General features: G+C 69.6%; 16 protein-coding genes, 1 rRNA gene and 1 riboswitch. Of the genes, 13 read left to right on the forward strand and 4 right to left on the reverse strand.

The annotated features are described in order from the left end of the window. Positions 1 to 78 precede the first annotated feature (78 nt). The 11 genes from rrf to GFH48_RS33255 all read left to right on the forward strand — a co-directional run bounded on the left by rrf (position 79) and on the right by GFH48_RS33255 (position 10,648). A 5S ribosomal RNA gene (gene rrf, locus GFH48_RS33205) occupies positions 79 to 195 on the forward strand. A gap of 184 nt (positions 196 to 379) precedes the next feature. Continuing rightward, positions 380 to 988, forward strand: coding sequence for a CDP-alcohol phosphatidyltransferase family protein (locus GFH48_RS33210; protein WP_153291775.1), 609 nt, complete (start codon positions 380 to 382; stop codon positions 986 to 988). A 117-nt stretch (positions 989 to 1,105) separates the two neighbouring features. Next, on the forward strand, positions 1,106 to 3,601 hold the full coding sequence (locus tag GFH48_RS33215; RefSeq protein WP_153291776.1) for a mannose-1-phosphate guanyltransferase: 2,496 nt from the start codon (positions 1,106 to 1,108) through the stop codon (positions 3,599 to 3,601). 89 nt (positions 3,602 to 3,690) lie between these two features. Next, entirely contained in the window at positions 3,691 to 4,596 is a 906-nt protein-coding gene (locus GFH48_RS33220; RefSeq protein ID WP_153291777.1) for a DUF881 domain-containing protein, read from the forward strand. Beyond that, the gene (locus tag GFH48_RS33225) at positions 4,593 to 4,925 is read left to right on the forward strand and encodes a small basic family protein (protein ID WP_148007916.1); all 333 of its coding nucleotides are present in this window, start codon (positions 4,593 to 4,595) and stop codon (positions 4,923 to 4,925) included. The genes GFH48_RS33220 and GFH48_RS33225 overlap by 4 nt, the downstream gene beginning before the upstream one ends. Before the next feature lie 5 nt (positions 4,926 to 4,930). Beyond that, a complete protein-coding gene (locus GFH48_RS33230) occupies positions 4,931 to 5,806 on the forward strand; it encodes a DUF881 domain-containing protein (protein WP_153291778.1) in 876 nt (291 codons plus the stop codon). A gap of 61 nt (positions 5,807 to 5,867) precedes the next feature. Beyond that, complete coding sequence (locus GFH48_RS33235; RefSeq protein WP_194280743.1) at positions 5,868 to 6,809, forward strand: FHA domain-containing protein; 942 nt, start codon at positions 5,868 to 5,870, stop codon at positions 6,807 to 6,809. A 42-nt stretch (positions 6,810 to 6,851) separates the two neighbouring features. Further along, the gene (gene ftsR, locus GFH48_RS33240; RefSeq protein ID WP_153291780.1) at positions 6,852 to 7,592 is read left to right on the forward strand and encodes a transcriptional regulator FtsR; all 741 of its coding nucleotides are present in this window, start codon (positions 6,852 to 6,854) and stop codon (positions 7,590 to 7,592) included. Between the two features lie 86 nt (positions 7,593 to 7,678). Beyond that, positions 7,679 to 8,152 carry a bifunctional nuclease family protein gene (locus GFH48_RS33245; RefSeq protein WP_153291781.1) on the forward strand — a complete coding sequence of 158 codons (474 nt, stop codon included), beginning with the start codon at positions 7,679 to 7,681 and terminating at the stop codon, positions 8,150 to 8,152. Positions 8,153 to 8,422: 270 nt separating this feature from the next. Continuing rightward, positions 8,423 to 9,097: a MerR family transcriptional regulator gene (locus GFH48_RS33250; RefSeq protein WP_153291782.1), complete on the forward strand. Its 675-nt coding sequence runs from the start codon at positions 8,423 to 8,425 to the stop codon at positions 9,095 to 9,097. A gap of 132 nt (positions 9,098 to 9,229) precedes the next feature. Continuing rightward, the gene (locus tag GFH48_RS33255) at positions 9,230 to 10,648 is read left to right on the forward strand and encodes a DNA polymerase IV (RefSeq protein ID WP_153291783.1); all 1,419 of its coding nucleotides are present in this window, start codon (positions 9,230 to 9,232) and stop codon (positions 10,646 to 10,648) included. Positions 10,649 to 10,841: 193 nt separating this feature from the next. On the opposite strand, the gene GFH48_RS33260 is transcribed toward GFH48_RS33255, so the two are convergent. Continuing rightward, positions 10,842 to 11,213: a PRC-barrel domain-containing protein gene (locus GFH48_RS33260; protein ID WP_194280744.1), complete on the reverse strand. Its 372-nt coding sequence runs from the start codon at positions 11,211 to 11,213 to the stop codon at positions 10,842 to 10,844. A 114-nt stretch (positions 11,214 to 11,327) separates the two neighbouring features. Further along, a riboswitch (glycine riboswitch) is annotated at positions 11,328 to 11,423 on the forward strand. A 180-nt stretch (positions 11,424 to 11,603) separates the two neighbouring features. Between GFH48_RS33260 and gcvP the strand changes: the two genes are divergently transcribed. Then, positions 11,604 to 14,489, forward strand: coding sequence for an aminomethyl-transferring glycine dehydrogenase (gene gcvP, locus GFH48_RS33265; RefSeq protein ID WP_153291785.1), 2,886 nt, complete (start codon positions 11,604 to 11,606; stop codon positions 14,487 to 14,489). Positions 14,490 to 14,722: 233 nt separating this feature from the next. On the opposite strand, the gene GFH48_RS33270 is transcribed toward gcvP, so the two are convergent. The 3 genes from GFH48_RS33270 to GFH48_RS33280 all read right to left on the reverse strand — a co-directional run bounded on the left by GFH48_RS33270 (position 14,723) and on the right by GFH48_RS33280 (position 17,764). Beyond that, positions 14,723 to 15,838, reverse strand: a complete 1,116-nt coding sequence (locus tag GFH48_RS33270; RefSeq protein WP_153291786.1) for a peptidoglycan DD-metalloendopeptidase family protein — start codon at positions 15,836 to 15,838, stop codon at positions 14,723 to 14,725. A 655-nt stretch (positions 15,839 to 16,493) separates the two neighbouring features. Next, positions 16,494 to 16,700, reverse strand: coding sequence for a DUF5999 family protein (locus tag GFH48_RS33275; protein ID WP_153291787.1), 207 nt, complete (start codon positions 16,698 to 16,700; stop codon positions 16,494 to 16,496). A 482-nt stretch (positions 16,701 to 17,182) separates the two neighbouring features. Further along, positions 17,183 to 17,764 carry a hypothetical protein gene (locus GFH48_RS33280; RefSeq protein ID WP_153291788.1) on the reverse strand — a complete coding sequence of 194 codons (582 nt, stop codon included), beginning with the start codon at positions 17,762 to 17,764 and terminating at the stop codon, positions 17,183 to 17,185. A gap of 539 nt (positions 17,765 to 18,303) precedes the next feature. Between GFH48_RS33280 and GFH48_RS33285 the strand changes: the two genes are divergently transcribed. After that, entirely contained in the window at positions 18,304 to 19,821 is a 1,518-nt protein-coding gene (locus tag GFH48_RS33285; protein WP_153291789.1) for a glutamate--cysteine ligase, read from the forward strand. Positions 19,822 to 19,968 lie beyond the last annotated feature (147 nt).

Consider the following 19,968-nt stretch of genomic DNA (forward strand, 5'->3'; position numbering starts at 1 on the left):
GCGTCCACTGTGTTGGTTCTGAAACCACGAACAACCGTCGTAGCTTTGCCACGGCTCCGGTTGACAGTTTCATAGTGTTTCGGTGGTCATAGCGTGAGGGAAACGCCCGGTTACATTCCGAACCCGGAAGCTAAGCCTCACAGCGCCGATGGTACTGCAGGGGGGACCCTGTGGGAGAGTAGGACGCCGCCGAACAAATTTTGAAAGAGCTGGTCCCCGAACTTCGGTTCGGGGACCAGCTCTTTTTTGTTTTCCGAACCTTTCCCCACTGTGCGGCAGAGTGTTCTTCGGCGGGGCGCAGACCCGCCGCGTCGCGGTGTCAGGGCTGCGGGTAAGGTCAGGGGGCATCGTTGGCACATTTCCCACAGGAGGCCCCCGGGTGGAGGTCCAGGAGACCCGCGTTCAGACGGACCGGGTCCTCACCATCCCGAACATCCTCAGCATGGCGCGCCTCGTCGGCGTACCCATCTTCCTGTGGCTGATCCTCAGGCCGGAGTTCGGGGGTCCCAAGAGCGACGGCTGGGCCCTGCTCGTGCTGATGCTGAGCGGCATCAGCGACTATCTCGACGGGAAGCTCGCACGGCGCTGGAACCAGATCAGCAGCCTCGGCCGGCTGTTGGACCCCGCGGCCGACCGCCTCTACATCCTGTCGACTCTCGTAGGCCTTACCTGGCGGGAGATTCTGCCGATCTGGCTGACCGCCGCCCTTCTGGCTCGTGAACTGGTCCTGCTGGTCATGGTGGGCATCCTCAGGCGCCACGGCTATCCGCCGCCACAGGTGAACTTCCTGGGGAAGGCCGCCACCTTCAACCTGATGTACGCCTTCCCGTTGTTGCTGCTCAGCGACGGACACGGATGGATCGCGTCACTCGGTGCGATTTTCGGATGGGCGTTCGCGGGGTGGGGTACAACCCTGTACTGGTGGGCAGGAGTCCTGTACGTGGTGCAGGTCCGCCGGCTTGTCCGGGCGGACACCACGGCCGATTGAGCTCGGCCCGCAGGGGCAGTTGAAGCGCCCCGATGGCCCGCGCTCGAAAACTGCGGGACAATCTGGACGGGTGAAGTCGGCTAGTCCGTCGTCTCTTAAAAGGAGGACGCTTCCGACATGAAGGCCGTAGTGATGGCCGGAGGCGAAGGTACTCGCCTTCGTCCCATGACCTCAAGCATGCCCAAGCCGCTCCTGCCCGTGGCGAACCGCCCGATCATGGAGCACGTGCTGAGGCTGCTCAAAAGGCATGGGCTCAACGAGACCGTCGTGACCGTTCAGTTCTTGGCCTCTCTGGTCAAGAACTACTTCGGTGACGGCGAGGAGCTCGGCATGGAGCTCACCTATGCCAATGAGGAGAAGCCACTCGGTACTGCCGGTAGCGTCAAGAACGCCGAAGAGGCGTTGAAGGACGACACCTTCCTGGTGATCTCCGGCGATGCCCTGACCGACTTCGATCTCACCGACCTCATCAATTTTCACAAAGAAAAGGGTGCGCTGGTCACCGTCTGTCTGACGCGCGTTCCCAACCCCCTCGAATTCGGCATCACCATCGTCGACGAAGAGGGCAAGGTCGAGCGCTTCCTGGAGAAGCCGACCTGGGGTCAGGTCTTCTCCGACACCGTGAACACCGGCATCTACGTCATGGAGCCCGAAGTCTTCGACTACGTCGAGGCGGATGTCTCGGTCGACTGGTCGGGCGACGTCTTCCCTCAGCTGATGAAGGAAGGAAAGCCCGTCTTCGGATACATCGCCGAGGGCTACTGGGAGGACGTGGGCACCCACGAGAGCTACGTGAAGGCGCAGGCCGACGTCCTGGAGGGCAAGGTCGACGTCGAGATCGACGGCTTCGAGATCTCCCCGGGCGTATGGGTCGCCGAGGGCGCCGAAGTACACCCCGACGCCGTACTGCGGGGCCCCCTCTACATCGGCGACTACGCGAAGGTCGAAGCGGACGCCGAAATCCGTGAGCACTCGGTCATCGGCTCCAACGTCGTCGTCAAAAGCGGCGCCTTCCTGCACAGAGCCGTCGTCCACGACAACGTGTACGTCGGCCAGCACAGCAATCTCCGGGGCTGTGTCATCGGCAAGAACACCGACATCATGCGGGCCGCACGGATCGAGGACGGCGCCGTCATCGGCGACGAATGCCTCGTCGGTGAAGAATCGATCATTCAGGGAAACGTACGGGTCTATCCGTTCAAGACCATCGAGGCCGGCGCGTTCGTCAACACCTCGGTGATCTGGGAGTCGCGCGGTCAGGCGCATCTCTTCGGAGCGCGCGGTGTGTCCGGCATCCTGAACGTGGAGATCACTCCGGAGCTGGCGGTGCGCCTCGCGGGGGCGTACGCGACGACCCTCAAGAAGGGCTCCACGGTCACCACGGCCCGTGACCACTCCCGGGGCGCGCGGGCGCTGAAGAGAGCGGTCATTTCCGCGCTGCAGGCCAGCGCCATCGACGTACGCGACCTGGAGAACGTGCCGCTGCCGGTCGCCAGGCAGCAGACGGCGCGAGGCAGCGCCGGCGGGATCATGATCCGGACGACTCCCGGGGTGCCCGACTCCGTCGACATCATGTTCTTCGACGGGGAGGGTGCCGACCTGTCGCAGGGCGGACAGCGGAAGCTCGACCGGGTGTTCGCGCGGCAGGAGTACCGGCGCGCGTTCCCGGGTGAGATCGGGGATCTGTACTTTCCCGCCAGCGTGTTCGACTCCTACACGGGTTCCTTGCTGAGGAACGTGGACACGACGGGTATCGCCGAGTCCGGGCTGAAGGTGGTCGTGGACGCCTCCAACGGCAGTGCCGGACTGGTGCTTCCCAGCCTGCTGGGCAAGCTCGGTGTCGACTCCCTGACCATCAACCCCGGCCTGGACGAGTCCAGGCCGACGGAGACCGCCGACACCCGGCGGGCCGGACTCGTACGGCTCGGCGAGATCGTCGCGTCCGCGCGGGCGGCATTCGGGGTGCGCTTCGACCCGGTGGGTGAGCGGCTCTCGCTGGTCGACGAGAAGGGGCGGATCGTCGAGGACGACCGGGCTCTCCTCGTGATGCTCGACCTGGTGGCCGCGGAGCGGCGCAGTGGGCGAGTGGCGCTGCCGGTGACCACCACGCGGATCGCCGAGCAGGTCGCGGCCTACCACGGCACACAGGTGGAGTGGACGACCACGTCCCCGGACGACCTGACCCGGGTCGGACGTGACGAGGCGACGATCTTCGGCGGTGACGGCCGCGGCGGCTTCATCATCCCGGAGTTCAGCAGCGTGTTCGACGGCGCGGCCGCCTTCGTACGCCTCATCGGGCTGGTGGCGCGGACGCAGCTCACGCTCAGCCAGATCGACGCGCGGATTCCGCGGGCGCACGTCCTCAAGCGGGATCTCGCGACTCCATGGGCGGTCAAGGGGCTCGTGATGCGCAGGGTCGTGGAGGAGGCGGGGGACCGGTTCGTGGACACGACCGACGGCGTCCGGGTGGTGGAGACCGACGGGCGCTGGGTGATGGTGCTGCCCGACCCCGCCGAGGCCGTGACGCACCTGTGGGCCGAAGGCCCCGACATCGCGTCGGCGGAGGCCCTGCTCGACGAGTGGGCGGCCGTCGTGGACAGCGCCGGCCGTTAGCACACGCGCGTGCCGGACAAGTGCCCCCAAGGGGGCCTGTCCGGCACGCGGGTGGGGCCATTCGGAGGTAGCACCCGCGACGTGCGACGATGTGCGGCATGCCGCAGCAGCCCCCCGTTCGGAGCACACCTCCGCGCCCCTCGCGCCCGGACGCCTCCATGTCGCTGCTCACCAACGTCATGGACCACAGCCTCGACGACGGATACGCCGAGGCGGCCGCCCGCAAGAAGGCCGCGGGCGCCGGCGGTATGCCGAAGACGGTACGGGCGAGGCTCGGCCTCGCCGCCGGTCTCGTGCTCGCCGCCCTGGTGGTGACGGTGGGCGCGGCCAACGCGCGGATCGCGGCGCCGGTCGTGGCCAAGGAACGCCAGGAACTCATCGACCGCATCCAGCGCGAGACCTCGTCCGCGGACAAGCTCGAGGCCGGTGTCGACACCCTGCGCGACGATGTGAGCGCCCGGCAGCGCGAGGCGCTGAAGAAACAGGGGGGCGGCGACCAGGCCGACCTCGTCGGCATCCTCTCTGGTGCCGTGGCGGTGCACGGCCCCGGTGTGAAGCTGGTCGTGAACGACGCCAAGGAAGCCACCCAGGGCGGCGACGGTGACCCGCGTGAGACCAGCGGGTTCTCGGACACCGGCCGGGTCCGTGACCGTGACATGCAACGGGTCGTCAACGGGCTCTGGGAGTCCGGCGCGGAGGCCGTGTCGGTCAACGGACAGCGGCTGACGGCGCTCTCGGCGATCCGGGCGGCCGGAGACGCGATACTGGTCGACAACAAGCCGCTGGTGCCGCCGTACACGGTGCTCGCGGTGGGGGACGGCGAGCGGCTCAGCACCAGGTTCCAGAACAGTGCCGACGGGCTGTATCTTCACGCCCTTCAGGAGAACTACGGCATCCGGACCAGCATCTCCGTCGACGACGACGTCCGGTTGTCCGCCGCACCGAGTGTGATCGTACGTACAGCACAGCCGAGCACAGAGAAGGGCACATCGTGATCGCCGTACTGGGCCTCGTCGTGGGAGTCGTGGCTGGATTGTTGGTCCGGCCCGAGGTTCCGGTGATCGTGGAACCCTACCTTCCGATCGCCGTCGTGGCGGCGCTCGACGCCGTCTTCGGAGGCCTGCGCGCGATGCTCGACGGCATCTTCGACGACAAGGTCTTCGTGGTCTCGTTCCTGTCGAACGTGGTCGTCGCCGCGCTGATCGTCTTCTTGGGCGACAAGCTGGGCGTCGGCGCCCAGCTCTCCACCGGGGTCGTGGTCGTCCTCGGTATCCGTATCTTCTCCAACGCCGCGGCGATCCGCCGGCACGTCTTCCGGGCGTGAGGCCGATGAACAACGAGGACGAGACCCCCGACAACCGGCTGCGCAGGGAACTTCCCGAAGAGGTTCCGGCCGCGGCCGACGAGAGCTCCGCGCCCCAGCAGCACCAAGCGCCCCCGCCGGACGCCGCGCAGGCCGCCCGGACGCAGCCCGCCGAGACGCTGACCGGCCGTCAGCGCCTGGTGAAGGGGCTGTGGCCGCCGCGCGTGTCCCGTGCGCAACTCATCGTCGCGCTCCTGTTGTTCGGCCTCGGCTTCGGTCTGGCCGTTCAGGTGGCGTCCAACAGCGACAGTGGCAGCGCGCTGCGTGGCGCACGTCAAGAAGATCTCGTACGTATCCTCGATGAACTCGACAACCGTACGCAGCGTCTAGAAGACGAGAAGCAGGGTCTCGAAGATCAGCGCACCGAGCTGGAGAACAGCTCGAACCAGGCTGCCGAGGCGCGCAAGCAGACGGCCGAGAAGGAGAAGCAACTCGGCATTCTGGCGGGCACGGTGGCGGCGCAGGGACCCGGCATCACGCTGACCATCAACGATACGAAGGGGACGGTCAAGGCGGACATGCTGCTTGACGCGATCCAGGAGCTGCGCGCGGCCGGCGCGGAGGCGATTCAGGTGAACGGTGTGCGGGTCGTCGCCAGCACCTATCTGAGCGATTCCGGCAAGGGCGTGAGCGTGGACGGGAACAAGATCACCCAGCCCTATCGTTTCAAGGTCATCGGCAAGCCGCAGGACCTCGAACCGGCGCTCAACATCCCCGGAGGTGTGGTGCAGACTCTGGAGAAGGAGCAGGCCACCGTCACCGTGGAGCGTGCGACGAAGATCGTTGTGGACGCCTTGCGGGCCGCGAAGCTGCCTGACTACGCTCGGTCCTCCTCCCGGTGAGCCGGGGGCGCATGGGGGTGGTGCGGCGAGGGCATGAGGTTGCGGGGGGTCGGCGCACCGAATGGGTGGTGCGTGGTGGAAACTGTCTGGTGGATACGGACGTTGTGAGGATGTCCGGGTCGACCGGTGTGTGCAATCAGGGTTCGTCCTGCCCCACGGGCGGGTCTGTTTCGGTCAAGGGGAATCGCCCGTGAAGTTGTTTGCGAAGTTGTTCGGCAAGAGCGCGCGAGAGGGCGGCGACAACGCCCGGCACCGCGCCCCGCGCCATGGAGACGCAGAGGGCCAGGGTGGCGAGCGTCCGCTGTTCCGCGACCAGGTCGCTGGTCAGGGCGCGCCGTCTGTTGACCCTGCCCAGTCCGGCCGCATAGGTTTCGGGGAACCGTCAGCCTCAAGTACGGGTGGAGGGTTCGCCGCCGACCCGTACGCGTCTCATGTCCCTGGGGGGCAGCCGCGGCAGGAGGATCCCATGTCGGCCCTGGTGTGTACGAGGTGCGGTAACCGCAACGCGGAAAACAGCCGCTTCTGTTCGAACTGCGGTGCGCCGCTGCGGCCCGGGGCGATCCCGGAGCGCGCGTCCGAGACGACGTCGACGATCTCCATCTCGGGCCTTGAGGCCTACGATGCCGAGGTCACCGGCCAGACGCAGATGCCCACGCTCTCCCCGGAGGCGCAGGCCGCCGTCGACGCGCTGCCGCTCGGCTCGGCGCTCCTGGTGGTCCGCCGTGGTCCGAACTCGGGCAGCCGCTTCCTCCTGGACGGTGAGCTGACCACCGCCGGGCGTCATCCGCAGAGCGACATCTTCCTCGACGACGTGACCGTGTCGCGCCGGCACGTGGAGTTCCGCCGCGCGGCGGACGGTTCGTTCACGGTCGCCGACGTGGGCAGCCTGAACGGCACGTACGTCAACCGGGAGCGGATCGACTCGGTTCCGCTGTCGAACGGCGACGAGGTGCAGATCGGTAAGTACCGGCTGGTCTTCTACGCGAGCCAGCGAGGTATCTGACCCTTCCCCAGACTCCGTCCGGGGGGACCCCCAGGAAGGTCCATGCTTCGAACACCGAGCGGCGGTGCCGGCAGCGGTACCGCCGCAGCGGACAGTGGGCTGATGAGCATCGGCGCGGTGCTGAACGCGCTGCGTGACGAGTTCCCCGAGGTCACCATCTCCAAGATCCGCTTCCTGGAGTCGGAGGGACTCATCGAGCCGCGACGGACTCCGTCGGGGTATCGCAAGTTCAGCGCGGACGACGTCGAGCGGCTCGGGCACGTACTGAGGATGCAGCGGGACCACTATCTTCCGCTGAAGGTGATCCGCGAGCATCTGGACGCCCTGGAGCGCGGCGAGCCGGTGCGGCTGCCGTCCCTGGGACGCCAGCGCGACGGGGGCGACGGGGAGCCGCTGGAGCCCGACGCGCCCACAGCGGTCCGGGTGGGCCGTTCGGAGCTGCTGGCCGCCGCCGAGATCGGCGAGCAGGAGCTCCAGGAGTGGGAGTCGTACGGGCTCATCGCCCCACTGGCGGAGGGGACGTACGACTCCGAGGCGGTGACGGTCGCCGCACTCGTCGGCGAGCTGGGGCGGTTCGGTATCGAGCCGCGCCATCTGCGGGCGATGAAGGCCGCGGCCGAACGGGACGCGGGGCTGGTGGACCAGGTGGTGGCCCCGCTGAGGCGCCATCGCAATCCGCAGACCAGGGCCCACGCTGAGGCCCGTACGAAGGAGCTGGCGGGGCTCACGGTGAGGCTGCACGCCGCGCTGGTGCAGACCGCGCTGGGCGTAAGGCTGCCCTGACCTCGGGGCCCTCGCCGGCGTCCGGATCGGCCACCCGTTCTGTGCTCGACTACCCAAACGTCCCGGGCACGGCCTAGGGTTGCTGTGTGAACGAGCTCGATGTCGTAGGTGTCCGGGTCGAAATGCCCTCCAACCAACCGATCGTGCTCCTGCGTGAAGTGGGAGGCGATCGCTACCTCCCCATCTGGATCGGACCGGGGGAGGCGACGGCGATCGCCTTCGCCCAGCAGGGCATGGCCCCCGCACGACCGCTGACCCACGACCTGTTCAAGGACGTGCTGGAAGCCGTCGGCCAGGAACTCACCGAGGTGCGCATCACCGATCTGCGTGAGGGGGTCTTCTACGCGGAGCTGGTGTTCGCCAGCGGTATCGAGGTCAGTGCCCGCCCGTCCGACGCCATAGCGCTGGCGCTGCGCACCGGAACGCCGATCTACGGCAGTGACGGGGTGCTCGACGACGCGGGAATCGCGATCCCGGACGAGCAGGAGGACGAGGTGGAGAAGTTCCGCGAGTTCCTCGACCAGATCTCGCCCGAGGACTTCGGGACCAACAGCCAGTGACGGGGCCGGGCGCCCCCGGCGGGCGCCCGGACATCCGTTCCCGCAGCCGCGCCGCGTCACGGGATCGGAGTACTCCCGGCGGCAATTGCCCGTGGCGACTGTGGCGCGCTGCGGCTCACTCCGAGAGCATTCGGCTAGCCTTTCCCCGCGGTGGGACACGGGAAACCACTCCTAGGGTGATTATCACTCGGCGTGCCGAGTGTGGCGATCGTTGACGCACCCCTGGTGACTGCCTACCGTCGAGAAGGCAGGTCAAGGACGGAGGTCGGCGTGAGAAGCAGCGGCGACGGTACGGCTGGGGGTGCCCCCGGACGCGGTCTGGGGGAGAGCGGCCCGTACCCTCCCCCAAGCTCTCGGCTCGGCTCGAGCAGGGGGTACCCCCATCACGACAGTGCGGCCGATCCCGTTCCGCAGCGGCCGACAGCGGTGCCGGGCGAGGGTGGGACGGCGGCCGAGGAGATCGGTTACCGGGGGCCCACGGCGTGTGCCGCCGCGGGCATCACCTACCGGCAGCTCGACTACTGGGCCAGGACCGGTCTGGTCGAGCCGAGCGTGCGGCCCGCCTACGGGTCGGGGACGCAGCGGTTGTACAGCTTCCGGGACGTGGTGGTCCTGAAGATCGTGAAGCGGTTCCTCGACACGGGAGTGTCGCTGCAGAACATCCGCACCACGGTCCAGCACCTCAGGGAGCGCGGCTTCCGGGACCTGGAGCGACTGACGCTGATGAGCGACGGCGCGACCGTCTACGAGTGTTCCTCGCCCGACGAGGTCCACGCCCTGCTCCAGGGCGGCCAGGGTGTCTTCGGGATCGCCGTCGGCGTGGTGTGGCGTGACGTGGAGAACGCCCTCTCGCAGTTGCACGGGGAGCGGGTGGACACGGGCGAGACGCTCGTCCGCCACAACCCCGCGGACGAGCTGGCCCGCCGGCGCAACCGCGCGGTCTGACGGTCGGCGCGATCCGGCGGTCCGTGCCGCGGCGACGTGGTGCGGACCGGCGGGGGCGCCTCCGCAGGCGGGCTCGGCGGTGCGCGGCGGAGTACTGGGGCATTGTCAGTGGCGTAGGGCAGCATCAGGGGTGTGAGAAACGCCCCCACGATCCTGCATCTCGACATGGATGCCTTCTTCGCCTCGGCGGAGCAGGCGTCCAAGCCGAGCCTGCGCGGGAAGGCCGTCGTCGTGGGCGGCCTCGGGATGCGCGGCGTGGTCGCCACCGCCTCCTACGAGGCCCGCGTCTTCGGGGTGCACTCGGCGATGCCGATGGCCCAGGCGCGCAGGCTCGCGCCGAACGCCGCGTATCTCGTGCCGCGTTTCGGGCTCTACCGGGAGATCAGTGACCAGGTGATGGGTCTGCTGCGGACCCTGTCCCCCCTGGTGGAGCCGCTGAGCCTGGACGAGGCGTTCGTCGATCTGGAGGCCGGGGGAACCGCCTGGGACGACGCCTCGGCGCGGCTGGCGGGGGCGAAGCTGCGCGCGGACATCAGGGCTGTCACGGGCCTGACGGGATCCGTGGGGCTCGCGGCCTCCAAGATGCTCGCCAAGATCGCCTCCGAGCAGGCCAAGCCCGACGGCCTGGTGGTGATCGAGCCGGGCACGGAGCGGGCGCTGCTCGGGCCGATGCCGGTGCGGACCCTGCCGGGCGTGGGGCCCGCCACCGGGGACCATCTGCGACGGGGCGGGATCACCACCGTCGACGAGATCGCCGAGGCGGGCGAGGACGAGCTCGTACGGCTGCTCGGCAAGGCTCACGGGCACGCGCTGTACGCGATGGCGCTGGCGCGCGACGAGCGGCCCGTGGTGGCCGAGCGGGAGACGAAGTCCGTGTCGGTCGAGGACACCTACGACGTGGACATCCATGACCGGGTGCGGGTCGGGCTCGAGGTGCAGCGGCTGGCCGACCGGTGTGTGCAGCGGCTGCGCGGGGCCGGCCTGTCGGGACGGACCATCGTGCTCAAGGTGCGCAGGTACGACTTCTCGACGCTGACCCGGTCCGAGACGCTCCGGGGACCCACGGACGACCCCGCCGTCGTACGGGAGGCGGCGGGCCGGCTCCTGGAGGCGGTGGACACGACGGGAGGCGTACGTCTGCTGGGCGTCGGGGTGTCAGGGCTCGCCGACTACACGCAGGAGGACCTCTTCGCCCAGGCCCAGGCCCAGGCGCAGGCGCAGGCCAGGGCCGCCGAGGAGGAGACGGCGGCGCAGGAGCATCCCGACGAGGCCGCGGCGGAGGACCCTGCGGCCGAGCAGGTGACGGCGGCCGAGCGGCGCTGGCCCGCGGGGCACGACGTGCACCATGCCGAGTACGGGCACGGCTGGGTGCAGGGCAGCGGGCTGGGAAGGGTGACCGTGCGATTCGAGACGCCGGACTCGCGACCGGGGCGGGTGCGGACGTTCCGCACCGACGACGCGGCCCTGGAACCGGCGGATCCGCTGCCGTTGGTGCGACGAAGACCCGAGGACTCGTCCGGTGTGTGCGCCGGTACGCCCGGGAGGGCTTGAGCCCGTTCGGCTCGGCCGCCGGGACGGGCCGACTGCCAGGACGGGCTGGGGCGCCGGTGGGGCGACCGCCGGGACGGGCTGGGGCGACCGCCGGGAATCGGGCCGGGCGTCGCCCGCCGTCACTGGCCGGCCGACCGGCGAGTCGCGCGGCCCGCCGTACTTCGGACGCGGCTCAGCGGTCCGAAGGGGTGTCTCAGGTCTCGTCCGTTCCCGCCAGACGGCCGAAGTCGTGGTCCGGCGGGAGGGCCGGAGGCGTCACGTCGAGACCGTAGTGGTGGTAGAGCTGGAGTTCCTGCTCGGGAGAGAGGTGGCGGCCCACGCCGAAGTCGGGGGCGTCCTTGATCAGGGCGCGTTCGAAGGGGACCCGCAGACTGCCCTCGACGAGTTCGCTGGGCTCCAGGGGCACGAAGGCGTCCCTGCTGAACAGGCCCGTACGTATGGCGGCCCACTCCGGTATGCCGGTCGCGTCGTCCAGATAGACCTCGTCGACCGTGCCGATCTTGGCGCCGTTGCGGTCGAGCGCCTTGCGGCCGATCAGGTTGCGCGGATCGATGTCGGTCTGCACGGGCCCTCCAGTCGATTGCAACTCATCCGTAGGCACTACGAAAGAGCACATTCGTGACGGTGGCCACTCGAAAGCTCGTGCGTTGTTCTCGCTGGTACGCTGGCAAGCGGCTGCTGACCCCGTGCGGGAGAGTCCTCCAGACACCATCGGAGGCGCCGAAGGAGCAAATCCTCCCCGGAATCTCTCAGGCTCACGTACCGCACGGACGAGGTCACTCTGGAAAGCAGGGCGGGGGCCGATGGCTTCCGCTCTCACCGACGGTGAAAGCCGGGTCGCAGCGGGTCGGCGGTCCGGTGAAGCTCTCAGGTCGAGATGACAGAGGGGGAGGCCGTCGGGGCACCTACGCCGTGGTGCCCCTCGAAGGTCGTGTGTGACCAGGAGGCCTCCGCAATGACCGCCCACCGCATTCCGCTCTCCGAGCTCGAACAGGGCATCCCCTTCGAGCAGCGCCACATCGGGCCCGCCCCGGAAGCGCGGGCCAAGATGCTCGCGCAGGTCGGGTACGGCTCGCTGGACGAGCTGACGGCCGCCGCCGTGCCGGACGTGATCAAGAACGCCGAGGCGCTGGATCTCCCGGGCGCGCGCACCGAGGCCGAGGTCCTGGCCGAGCTGCGCTCCCTCGCGGACCGCAACCAGGTCCTCGACTCGATGATCGGCCTCGGTTACTACGGCACCTTCACGCCGCCGGTGATCCTGCGCAACGTCATGGAGAACCCGGCCTGGTACACCGCGTACACGCCGTACCAGCCGGAGATCTCGCAGGGCCGCCTGGAGGCGCTGCTCAACTTCCAGACCGTGGTCGCCGAGCTGACGGGCCTGCCCACCTCCGGCGCCTCGCTGCTGGACGAGGGCACCGCGGCCGCCGAGGCGATGGCGCTGTCCCGGCGCATGGGCAAGAACAAGAAGGGCCTCTTCCTGATCGACGCGGACGCCCTGCCGCAGACCGTCGCCGTCATCGAGACCCGCGCCGAGCCCACCGGCGTCGAGGTGGTCGTCGCCGACCTGAGCGAGGGCATCCCGGCCGCGATCGCCGAGCGCGAGATCAACGGTGTGCTCATCCAGTACCCGGGCGCCTCCGGTGCCGTACGCGACCTCAAGCCCGTCATCGAGCAGGCGCACGAGCTCGGCGCGGTCGTCACCGTGGCCGCCGACCTGCTCGCGCTGACCCTGCTCACCTCGCCCGGCGAGCTCGGCGCCGACATCGCGGTCGGCACGACGCAGCGGTTCGGCGTCCCGATGGGCTTCGGCGGTCCGCACGCCGGATACATGGCGGTGCGCGAGAAGTTCGCGCGCAGCCTGCCCGGCCGACTGGTCGGCGTCTCCGTCGACGCGGACGGACACAAGGCGTACCGGCTCGCCCTGCAGACGCGTGAGCAGCACATCCGCCGTGAGAAGGCGACCAGCAACATCTGCACCGCTCAGGTGCTGCTCGCCGTGATGGCGGGCATGTACGCGGTCTACCACGGGCCGGACGGACTGAGGACGATCGCCCGTCGCACCCACCGCTACGCCACCCTCCTCGCCGAGGGGCTGAAGGCCGGCGGCGTCGAGGTCGTGCACGGCGCGTACTTCGACACCCTGACCGTCCGGGTGCCGGGCCGGGCCGCCGAGATCGTGACCGGCGCGCGCGACCAGGGCGTCAACCTCCACCTGGTCGACGCCGACCACGTGTCGATCGCCTGTGACGAGACCACCGCGCGCAGGCAACTGGCCGCCGTGTGGACCGCGTTCGGAGTCGAGGGCGACATCGAGGCGCTGGACGCGCTCACCGAGGACACGCTTCCCGCGGCGCGGCTGCGCACCGACGACTACCTCACGCACCCGGTGTTCCACCAGTACCGTTCCGAGACGGCGATGCTGCGCTACCTGCGCAGGCTCTCCGACCGCGACTACGCGCTGGACCGCGGCATGATCCCGCTGGGCTCCTGCACCATGAAGCTCAACGCGACCACCGAGATGGAGCCGGTCACCTGGCCCGAGTTCGGCCAGCTGCACCCGTTCGTACCCGCCGAGCAGGCGGGCGGCTATCTCACGCTCATCGAGGAGCTGGAGACGCGGCTCGCCGAGGTCACCGGGTACGACAAGGTGTCGTTGCAGCCCAACGCCGGTTCGCAGGGCGAGCTGGCCGGTCTGCTCGCCGTCCGCGGCTACCACCGGGCCAACGGCGACGAGCAGCGCACGGTCTGCCTGATCCCGTCCTCGGCGCACGGCACGAACGCCGCGAGCGCCGTGATGGCCGGCATGAAGGTCGTCGTCGTGAAGACCGCCGAGGACGGCGAGGTCGACATCACGGACCTGCGTGCCAAGATCGAGCAGCACCGTGACGAGCTGTCCGTGCTGATGATCACGTACCCCTCGACGCACGGTGTGTTCGAGGAGCACGTCGCCGACATCTGCGCCCAGGTGCACGAGGCGGGCGGGCAGGTGTACGTCGACGGCGCCAACCTCAACGCGCTGGTGGGCCTCGCCAAGCCGGGCCACTTCGGCGGTGACGTCTCCCACCTGAACCTGCACAAGACGTTCTGCATCCCGCACGGCGGCGGCGGTCCGGGTGTCGGCCCGGTCGGTGTGCGCGCGCACCTCGCGCCGTACCTGCCGAACCACCCGCTCCAGCCCGCCGCCGGTCCCGAGACCGGTGTCGGCCCGATCTCCGCCGCGCCCTGGGGCTCCGCGGGCATCCTGCCCATCTCGTGGGCGTACGTCCGCCTGATGGGCGGCGAGGGCCTCAAGCGGGCCACGCAGGTCGCCGTGCTGTCGGCGAACTACATCGCCAAGCGTCTGGAGCCGCACTACCCGGTGCTGTACACCGGCCCCGGCGGGCTCGTCGCCCACGAGTGCATCATCGATCTGCGTCCGCTGACGAAGGCGACCGGCGTCAGCGTCGACGACGTCGCCAAGCGGCTCATCGACTACGGCTTCCACGCGCCCACCATGTCCTTCCCGGTCGCGGGCACGCTGATGATCGAGCCGACCGAGTCCGAGGACCTGGTCGAGATCGACCGGTTCTGCGAGGCGATGATCGCCATTCGCGCGGAGATCGAGAAGGTCGGTTCGGGCGACTGGACGGTGGACGACAACCCGCTGCGGGGCGCGCCGCACACCGCCGCCGCGCTCGGCGGTGAGTGGAAGCACGCGTACACGCGCGAGGAGGCCGTCTTCCCGTCCGGTGTCTCGGCCGCGGACAAGTACTGGCCGCCGGTGCGCCGGATCGACCAGGCGTACGGCGACCGGAACCTGGTCTGCTCCTGCCCGCCGCTGGACGCCTACGAGGACTAGATCCGACGAGGGCCGGCTCCCGGTGACGGGAGCCGGCCCTCCAGGACCAGGAACGACCGCCGGCCTCCAGGGGCCGGAGGTGCGTGGAATCAGTGGAATCAGAGGGGGACCTGACCCGGCTTTCTGCCGGACAGGTCCCCCTCTCGTCTCCGTGTCCGTCTCCCCGTCCGGGCCCGATTCGCGGTGCAGGCGACGCGACCCGTGGGTCCCTCGCGGTCAGGGGGCGACCGCCGTCAGTGGGCGACGGCGAGCCACGGCATCGGATCGGTGTACGCGCCGTCGACGAGCACCTCGAAGTGCAGGTGGGGGCCTGTCGACAGGCCGGTGGAGCCGACGAACCCGAGCGCGGCTCCCGTCTCGACGCTCTGACCGGCTCCGACCAGCAGGGACGACATGTGGCTGTACGTGGTCTCCAGCCGTCTGCCGCCGAGCGTGCCGTGGTCGATCACGACGCGGTTGCCGTACGCCTTGGTCATTCCCGCGAACACCACCCGGCCCTGTCGCGCGGCGGACACCGGCGCGTTCCGCGGAGCGGCGAAGTCCACGCCGGTGTGCAGCTTGGTGACGCCCGTGAGGGGGTGTTTGCGGGACCCGAAGGGGGAGCTGATCACGAGGGTGGTGACCGGCAGGGCCAGCACTCCGCTCGCCCTGCCGCTGCCGGGGTTCGTGTCGTCCTCGCGGTCGAAGGTCCGGTACCGCGCGGACAGCTTCTTGACGTCGGCGAGATACGTCCGCGCCGCCGACGGGACGTTTCCCGCCCGGGTCACGGAGTCCGTGCCCACCGTGTAGGCGGCCAGGGTGAGGTCGAGCAGGTCCCCCGACACCGTGCCACGGGTCCTGAGCCCGGTGACGTCCTCGGCGAGGGCACAGTCCTGCCGGGCGAGCGCCATGATGGCGTCCACCGGGTCGCGCGGCGAGGACTTTCCGTTGCCGTCGGAGTCCTTCCCCCAGGTCCGCCACTGGCTCTCCGTGAACCCCGCGATCCCCACGGCGCCCGACAGCGTGGCCGGGTCGGTGTTCCAGTGCGAACGCCGGTCGATCTGGGCGGCGAGGACGGACGGTTTCAGGAGGGTGCAGGTCCTGGCCGCCGCGCGCAGCCACGGGACGTACGAGGCGTCGACGCGGTCCGTCGCCGCGCTGCCCGCGGTCGTCGTGTGCGCGTCGGAGTCGTCCGGCCAGGCCGAGGACAGGCGGCCCGTCGCGGCCATGAACGCGGCGAAGCCCACGACGACGGTCAGGCCCGGCAGAGCGAGCAGGGTGAACGGGCCGGGACGGCGACGGCGGCGCGTGGGTTCGGGCCGTTCGTCCGACGGTCCTTCGTGCACCGGTCCTACGTCGGTCGGCCTCATGCGGGTCGGTCCCACGTCGGTTGGCCCTATGTGGGTCGGCTCCACGTCGGTCGACCCTATGTGGGTCGGGTGTGCGCCGACTGGGCTTGCGCCTGTCCGAGCCGTGCCCGGTGTGGGTCCGTCCGCCGGTCTCTCGTGCGGGGCGGGATCCTCCTGCGCCGTGCGGTCGCCGGGCTTCGGGGGGTGCTGCCCACGATCGGGGGAGTGCAGGAGTCCCATGACCGCCTTGCTCGCTTCGGGGGAGGTCCGTAGACGTGGACCGGACACCGTCGGGGCCGTGCCCGGTAACGGTTTCCCGGACGCCCGGAGGCTCACGAAGGGACGCTAGCGTTTTGTCCGCGGGACTTCAGGAGGTGGAGAGGCAGAGGGGAATGTCCGTTCGGGCAGACCGTCCTAGCCGGGCGGCCCGGTAGGTAGGTAGGCAGGCAGGCGTCGCGGTAGCCAGGCAGACAGGTGAGGCACGCTGGCTGGCTGGCTGGCAGTTAGGGCAGGCGGGTCGGTGTGGGTGGCGCTGGGGGAACCCCGTGCGGACCGGAGGGTTCTCGTGGGGTCACGCGGAGTGATCATGTCCGGACATGCGTCGGGGCCGGTGCGGAGAGTGCGTCTCCGGCCGGCCCCTCGTTCTGTCCGGGCTTTCGCCCTTCGTGCGTGCGGCTCAGGCGGCCGTCATCACGTGTTCGCTGCCCAACGGGCGGTGCGGCGCGATGATCTGGCCGTCAGGCAGGAGCTCACCGGTGTCCTCGAACAGCAGAACGCCGTTGCACAGGAGGCTCCATCCCTGCTCCGGGTGGTGCGCCACGAGACGCGCGGACTCCCGGTCGGCTGATTCGGCTGACGGACAGAGTGGCTGGTGCTGGCACATGGATGGGATCTTTCGCTGGGTTGAGAGGTGTGTGCTGGTCGTGGTGTCTGATTCGCGGCGCGAACTGCTCATGGCCGCCCCCCGTGGTGTGTGTTTGGAACCCAGTGTTGCCCTACGGGCGTCAATCCGCAGGGATTTGGCAGCAGCGCTCCTCACAGGTTGGAGACGCGTCACCCGCGCGGACGGTTCATCGCAACCGCACCGTCCCTTCGGGGGGTTCGGGGTGGTCGAATGGGGCTAGTCCGGTGCGGTCAGGGAGGCATTTCCCCTCGTAAGAGCAGGGGTTGGCCCGAACGAGCGGGACGGGCGAGCGGGTCGGACGAGCGGGTCGGGCGAGCGGGTCGGTTCGGGCCCGGTTCGCGCGTTGCCCGGCGGATCGTCGGGCGGCGTGACGCGCGGCGCGACGACGTGCCCCGCGGCCGGCGGAACGGCTGCGGGGCACGTGGACGAGCGTGGACGGGCGTGGACGGGCGGCGCGGTGGCTACGCGGGGGAACTGAGCAGCGGGGCGGCGGTCAGGCGATGGGTGAGGAGCGGCAGGAACTCGGCGAAGCGGTGCGGGCGGTGGGAGGCGATACCGGGCGGCGCCGGCGCCAGTGGCACCAGGAGGTCGGAGGGGGCCGGATGGCCGGTGGCGCCGTCGGCGGCGCAGTCTCCGTGCAGCCAGAGGGTGAGCATGTAGAGCTCGGGCACCGACAGCAGGCGTGGCTGGAACGACTGCTTCATGTTCTCGGCCTGACGCAGGGCGCGCTCGGTGGCGGTGATGTACGGGCCTTCGAAGAAGTGTGAGAAGGCCCAGCCGTCGGGGGTGAGCATGGTGTCGGCGGCCGCCACCGAGCGCTCGCCGCAGCGGATCAGGAAGCGCCACGCGGCCAGTCGTGTGGATGTGCCCGCCGGATCGGTCCGGTCCAGGACGTGTACGGGCAGAGGGAGTTCGGGGGTGACAGGCCCCTCGGCCATCCGCAGGGACGGGGTGCGTGCCTCGCGGACTGCGGTGGGGGAACCGAGTGCCGTGAGAACGGTGCGCAGGGCGGGCGCGGGAGCCGGGGGTACGTGCAGCGGCATGGTGGGTCGCCTCTCATTCGACAGGCACAGTGGCGCGAGGGGGCGGGGGCGGACGGCGCTGTCAGCTCTCGGGGTCGGAGGGGCGGGAGGTCTGGATCTGCCGACGGGGGTGTCGCCTGCCGCGTGTCACCTCGACGGCAGGACCTGGGACCGCGAGCGCCAACTCTCTGCCTCGTTTGCGGAGTTTATACGACAGGTGTTCAGACGGTGTTTCGTCTAGTCGTTCCGAATATGAAGAGCAAGGCGGTATTCGGTCGGCGAAAGGAGAGGTTCATCCCGGTTCCACGGCGATGTGCGACGGTGACCTCGGAATACTTCGCGCGAGCGGTCGGCCGATTCTCGTCGGCGTTTTTCACGAGATCGTGTCAGGCTGAAAACAGGCACTGGTCCATGCCTCGTGAATGTGCCGCTGGACACCTGCTCACAGCGTAGCGGCCGACGGGGCCCGCCAGGGCGTTATCGATCGGCTTGCCTGGGCATCATCCACCGGGACGGCGGGGGCCCGAGGATCGGCCCGCCCCTCGAGGAGGGACACTTCGATGGGAGAGAAGGTCGTGGCAGGGTCGTTCGACCTGTCCGATCGCCAGCGCTACCGCGGCAAGCTCCGGGAGTGTCTGGCGGGGCTGGCGCGACTGCTGGAGGAGAAGCGGTTCGATCGCCCGAAGAATCTCATGGGTCTGGAGATCGAGCTGAATCTCGCCGGACCCGACGGCATGCCCAGGATGATGAATGCGCAAGTACTCGAAAGGATTGCGAGCCGCGATTTCCAAACAGAACTTGCCATGTTCAATCTGGAAGTCAACATAGCTCCCCATCGATTGGGCGGCCGGGTATTCGACCAGCTCGCCGAGGAGCTAGGTACTTCACTGGCATATGCGCACCGGAAAGCCGTCGAGGTCGATGCCGGAATCGTGATGATCGGGATTCTGCCGACGATCGACCGCGACGACCTGGTGTCGTCGAACCTGTCGGACGGCGACCGCTACACCATGCTCAACGACCAGATCGTGGCCGCCCGCGGTGAGGACTTCGCGCTCGACATCGAGGGCGTGGAGCACCTGGTGTGCACGTCGAGGTCCATCGCGCCCGAAGCCGCCTGCACCTCGGTGCAGTTGCACCTCCAGGTCACCCCGGCACGCTTCGCGGACGTGTGGAACGCGGCGCAGGCGGTGGCCGCCGCGCAGGTCGTGGTCGGGGCCAACTCGCCCTTCCTGTTCGGCCGTGAGCTGTGGCGCGAGTCGCGGCCGCCGCTGTTCCAGCAGTCCACCGACACCCGCCCGCCCGAACTGCAGGCCCAGGGGGTGCGGCCGCGTACCTGGTTCGGTGAGCGGTGGATCTCCTCGGCGTACGACCTCTTCGAGGAGAACCTGCGCTACTTCCCGCCCCTGCTGCCGATCTGCGACGACGAGGGCCCCCTCGAGGTCCTCGACGCCGGAGGCGTTCCCAAGCTGGCCGAACTCGTCCTGCACAACGGGACGGTGTACCGCTGGAACCGGCCCGTGTACGGCATCGCCGACGGCGTCCCGCATCTGCGCGTCGAGAACCGGGTGCTGCCCGCGGGTCCCAGCGTCACCGATGTCGTCGCCAACGCCGCCTTCTACTACGGGCTCGTCCGTGCCCTCGCGGAGGAGGCGCGGCCGGTGTGGACACGGCTGCCGTTCGCCGCCGCCGCCGCGAACTTCGACGCGGCCTGCCGCCACGGGATCGACGCGCGCCTGGAGTGGCCGCGACGGGGCCGGTACGGCGGCACCGCCGAGGTCGACGCGGTCGGTCTGGTCCGTGACGAACTGCTGCCGCTCGCCGCCGTGGGGCTGGACGCCTGGGGGGTCGAGCCCGTCGACCGGGACTTCTACCTGGGGGTGATCGAGGACCGGTGCCGGCTGCGTGTCAACGGGGCGACCTGGCAGGCGGCCACCTTCCACCAGGCGCGGGAGAAGGGTCTGGGCCGGGACGCCGCGCTGGCCGCGACCACCCGGCGCTACGGCGAGTTGATGCACCTCGGGGAGCCGGTGCACACCTGGCCGGTGGGGCTGCCGGAGCCCGTACCCCTCGGTTGAGCGGCGACTCGGCCCGGCCGGGGGCGCGATGCCTCGGCCCGGCCGGGTGGTGAGCGCCGCCCCCATCCCCGGCCGTGGTGGTGACTGTCGCTCTCGGCCCGGGCTGTGGTGGTGAGCGCCGTCCTCACCCCGGCCGTGGACGTGAGT

Source organism: Streptomyces fagopyri (assembly GCF_009498275.1).
In the GTDB taxonomy this organism is placed as follows: Bacteria; Actinomycetota; Actinomycetes; order Streptomycetales; family Streptomycetaceae; genus Streptomyces; species Streptomyces fagopyri.

Bases quoted from the DNA above. Each gene is read 5' to 3' on its own strand.
- GFH48_RS33215 (WP_153291776.1), top strand. From the start codon at position 1,106: ATGAAGGCCGTAGTGATGGCCGGAGGCGAAGGTACTCGCCTTCGTCCC.
- GFH48_RS33220 (WP_153291777.1), top strand. From the start codon at position 3,691: ATGTGCGGCATGCCGCAGCAGCCCCCCGTTCGGAGCACACCTCCGCGC.
- GFH48_RS33230 (WP_153291778.1), top strand. From the start codon at position 4,931: ATGAACAACGAGGACGAGACCCCCGACAACCGGCTGCGCAGGGAACTT.
- GFH48_RS33235 (WP_194280743.1), top strand. From the start codon at position 5,868: ATGGGTGGTGCGTGGTGGAAACTGTCTGGTGGATACGGACGTTGTGAG.
- ftsR (WP_153291780.1), top strand. From the start codon at position 6,852: ATGCTTCGAACACCGAGCGGCGGTGCCGGCAGCGGTACCGCCGCAGCG.
- gcvP (WP_153291785.1), top strand. From the start codon at position 11,604: ATGACCGCCCACCGCATTCCGCTCTCCGAGCTCGAACAGGGCATCCCC.
- GFH48_RS33270 (WP_153291786.1), bottom strand. From the start codon at position 15,838: ATGAGGCCGACCGACGTAGGACCGGTGCACGAAGGACCGTCGGACGAA.
- GFH48_RS33275 (WP_153291787.1), bottom strand. From the start codon at position 16,700: ATGTGCCAGCACCAGCCACTCTGTCCGTCAGCCGAATCAGCCGACCGG.
- GFH48_RS33280 (WP_153291788.1), bottom strand. From the start codon at position 17,764: ATGCCGCTGCACGTACCCCCGGCTCCCGCGCCCGCCCTGCGCACCGTT.
- GFH48_RS33285 (WP_153291789.1), top strand. From the start codon at position 18,304: ATGGGAGAGAAGGTCGTGGCAGGGTCGTTCGACCTGTCCGATCGCCAG.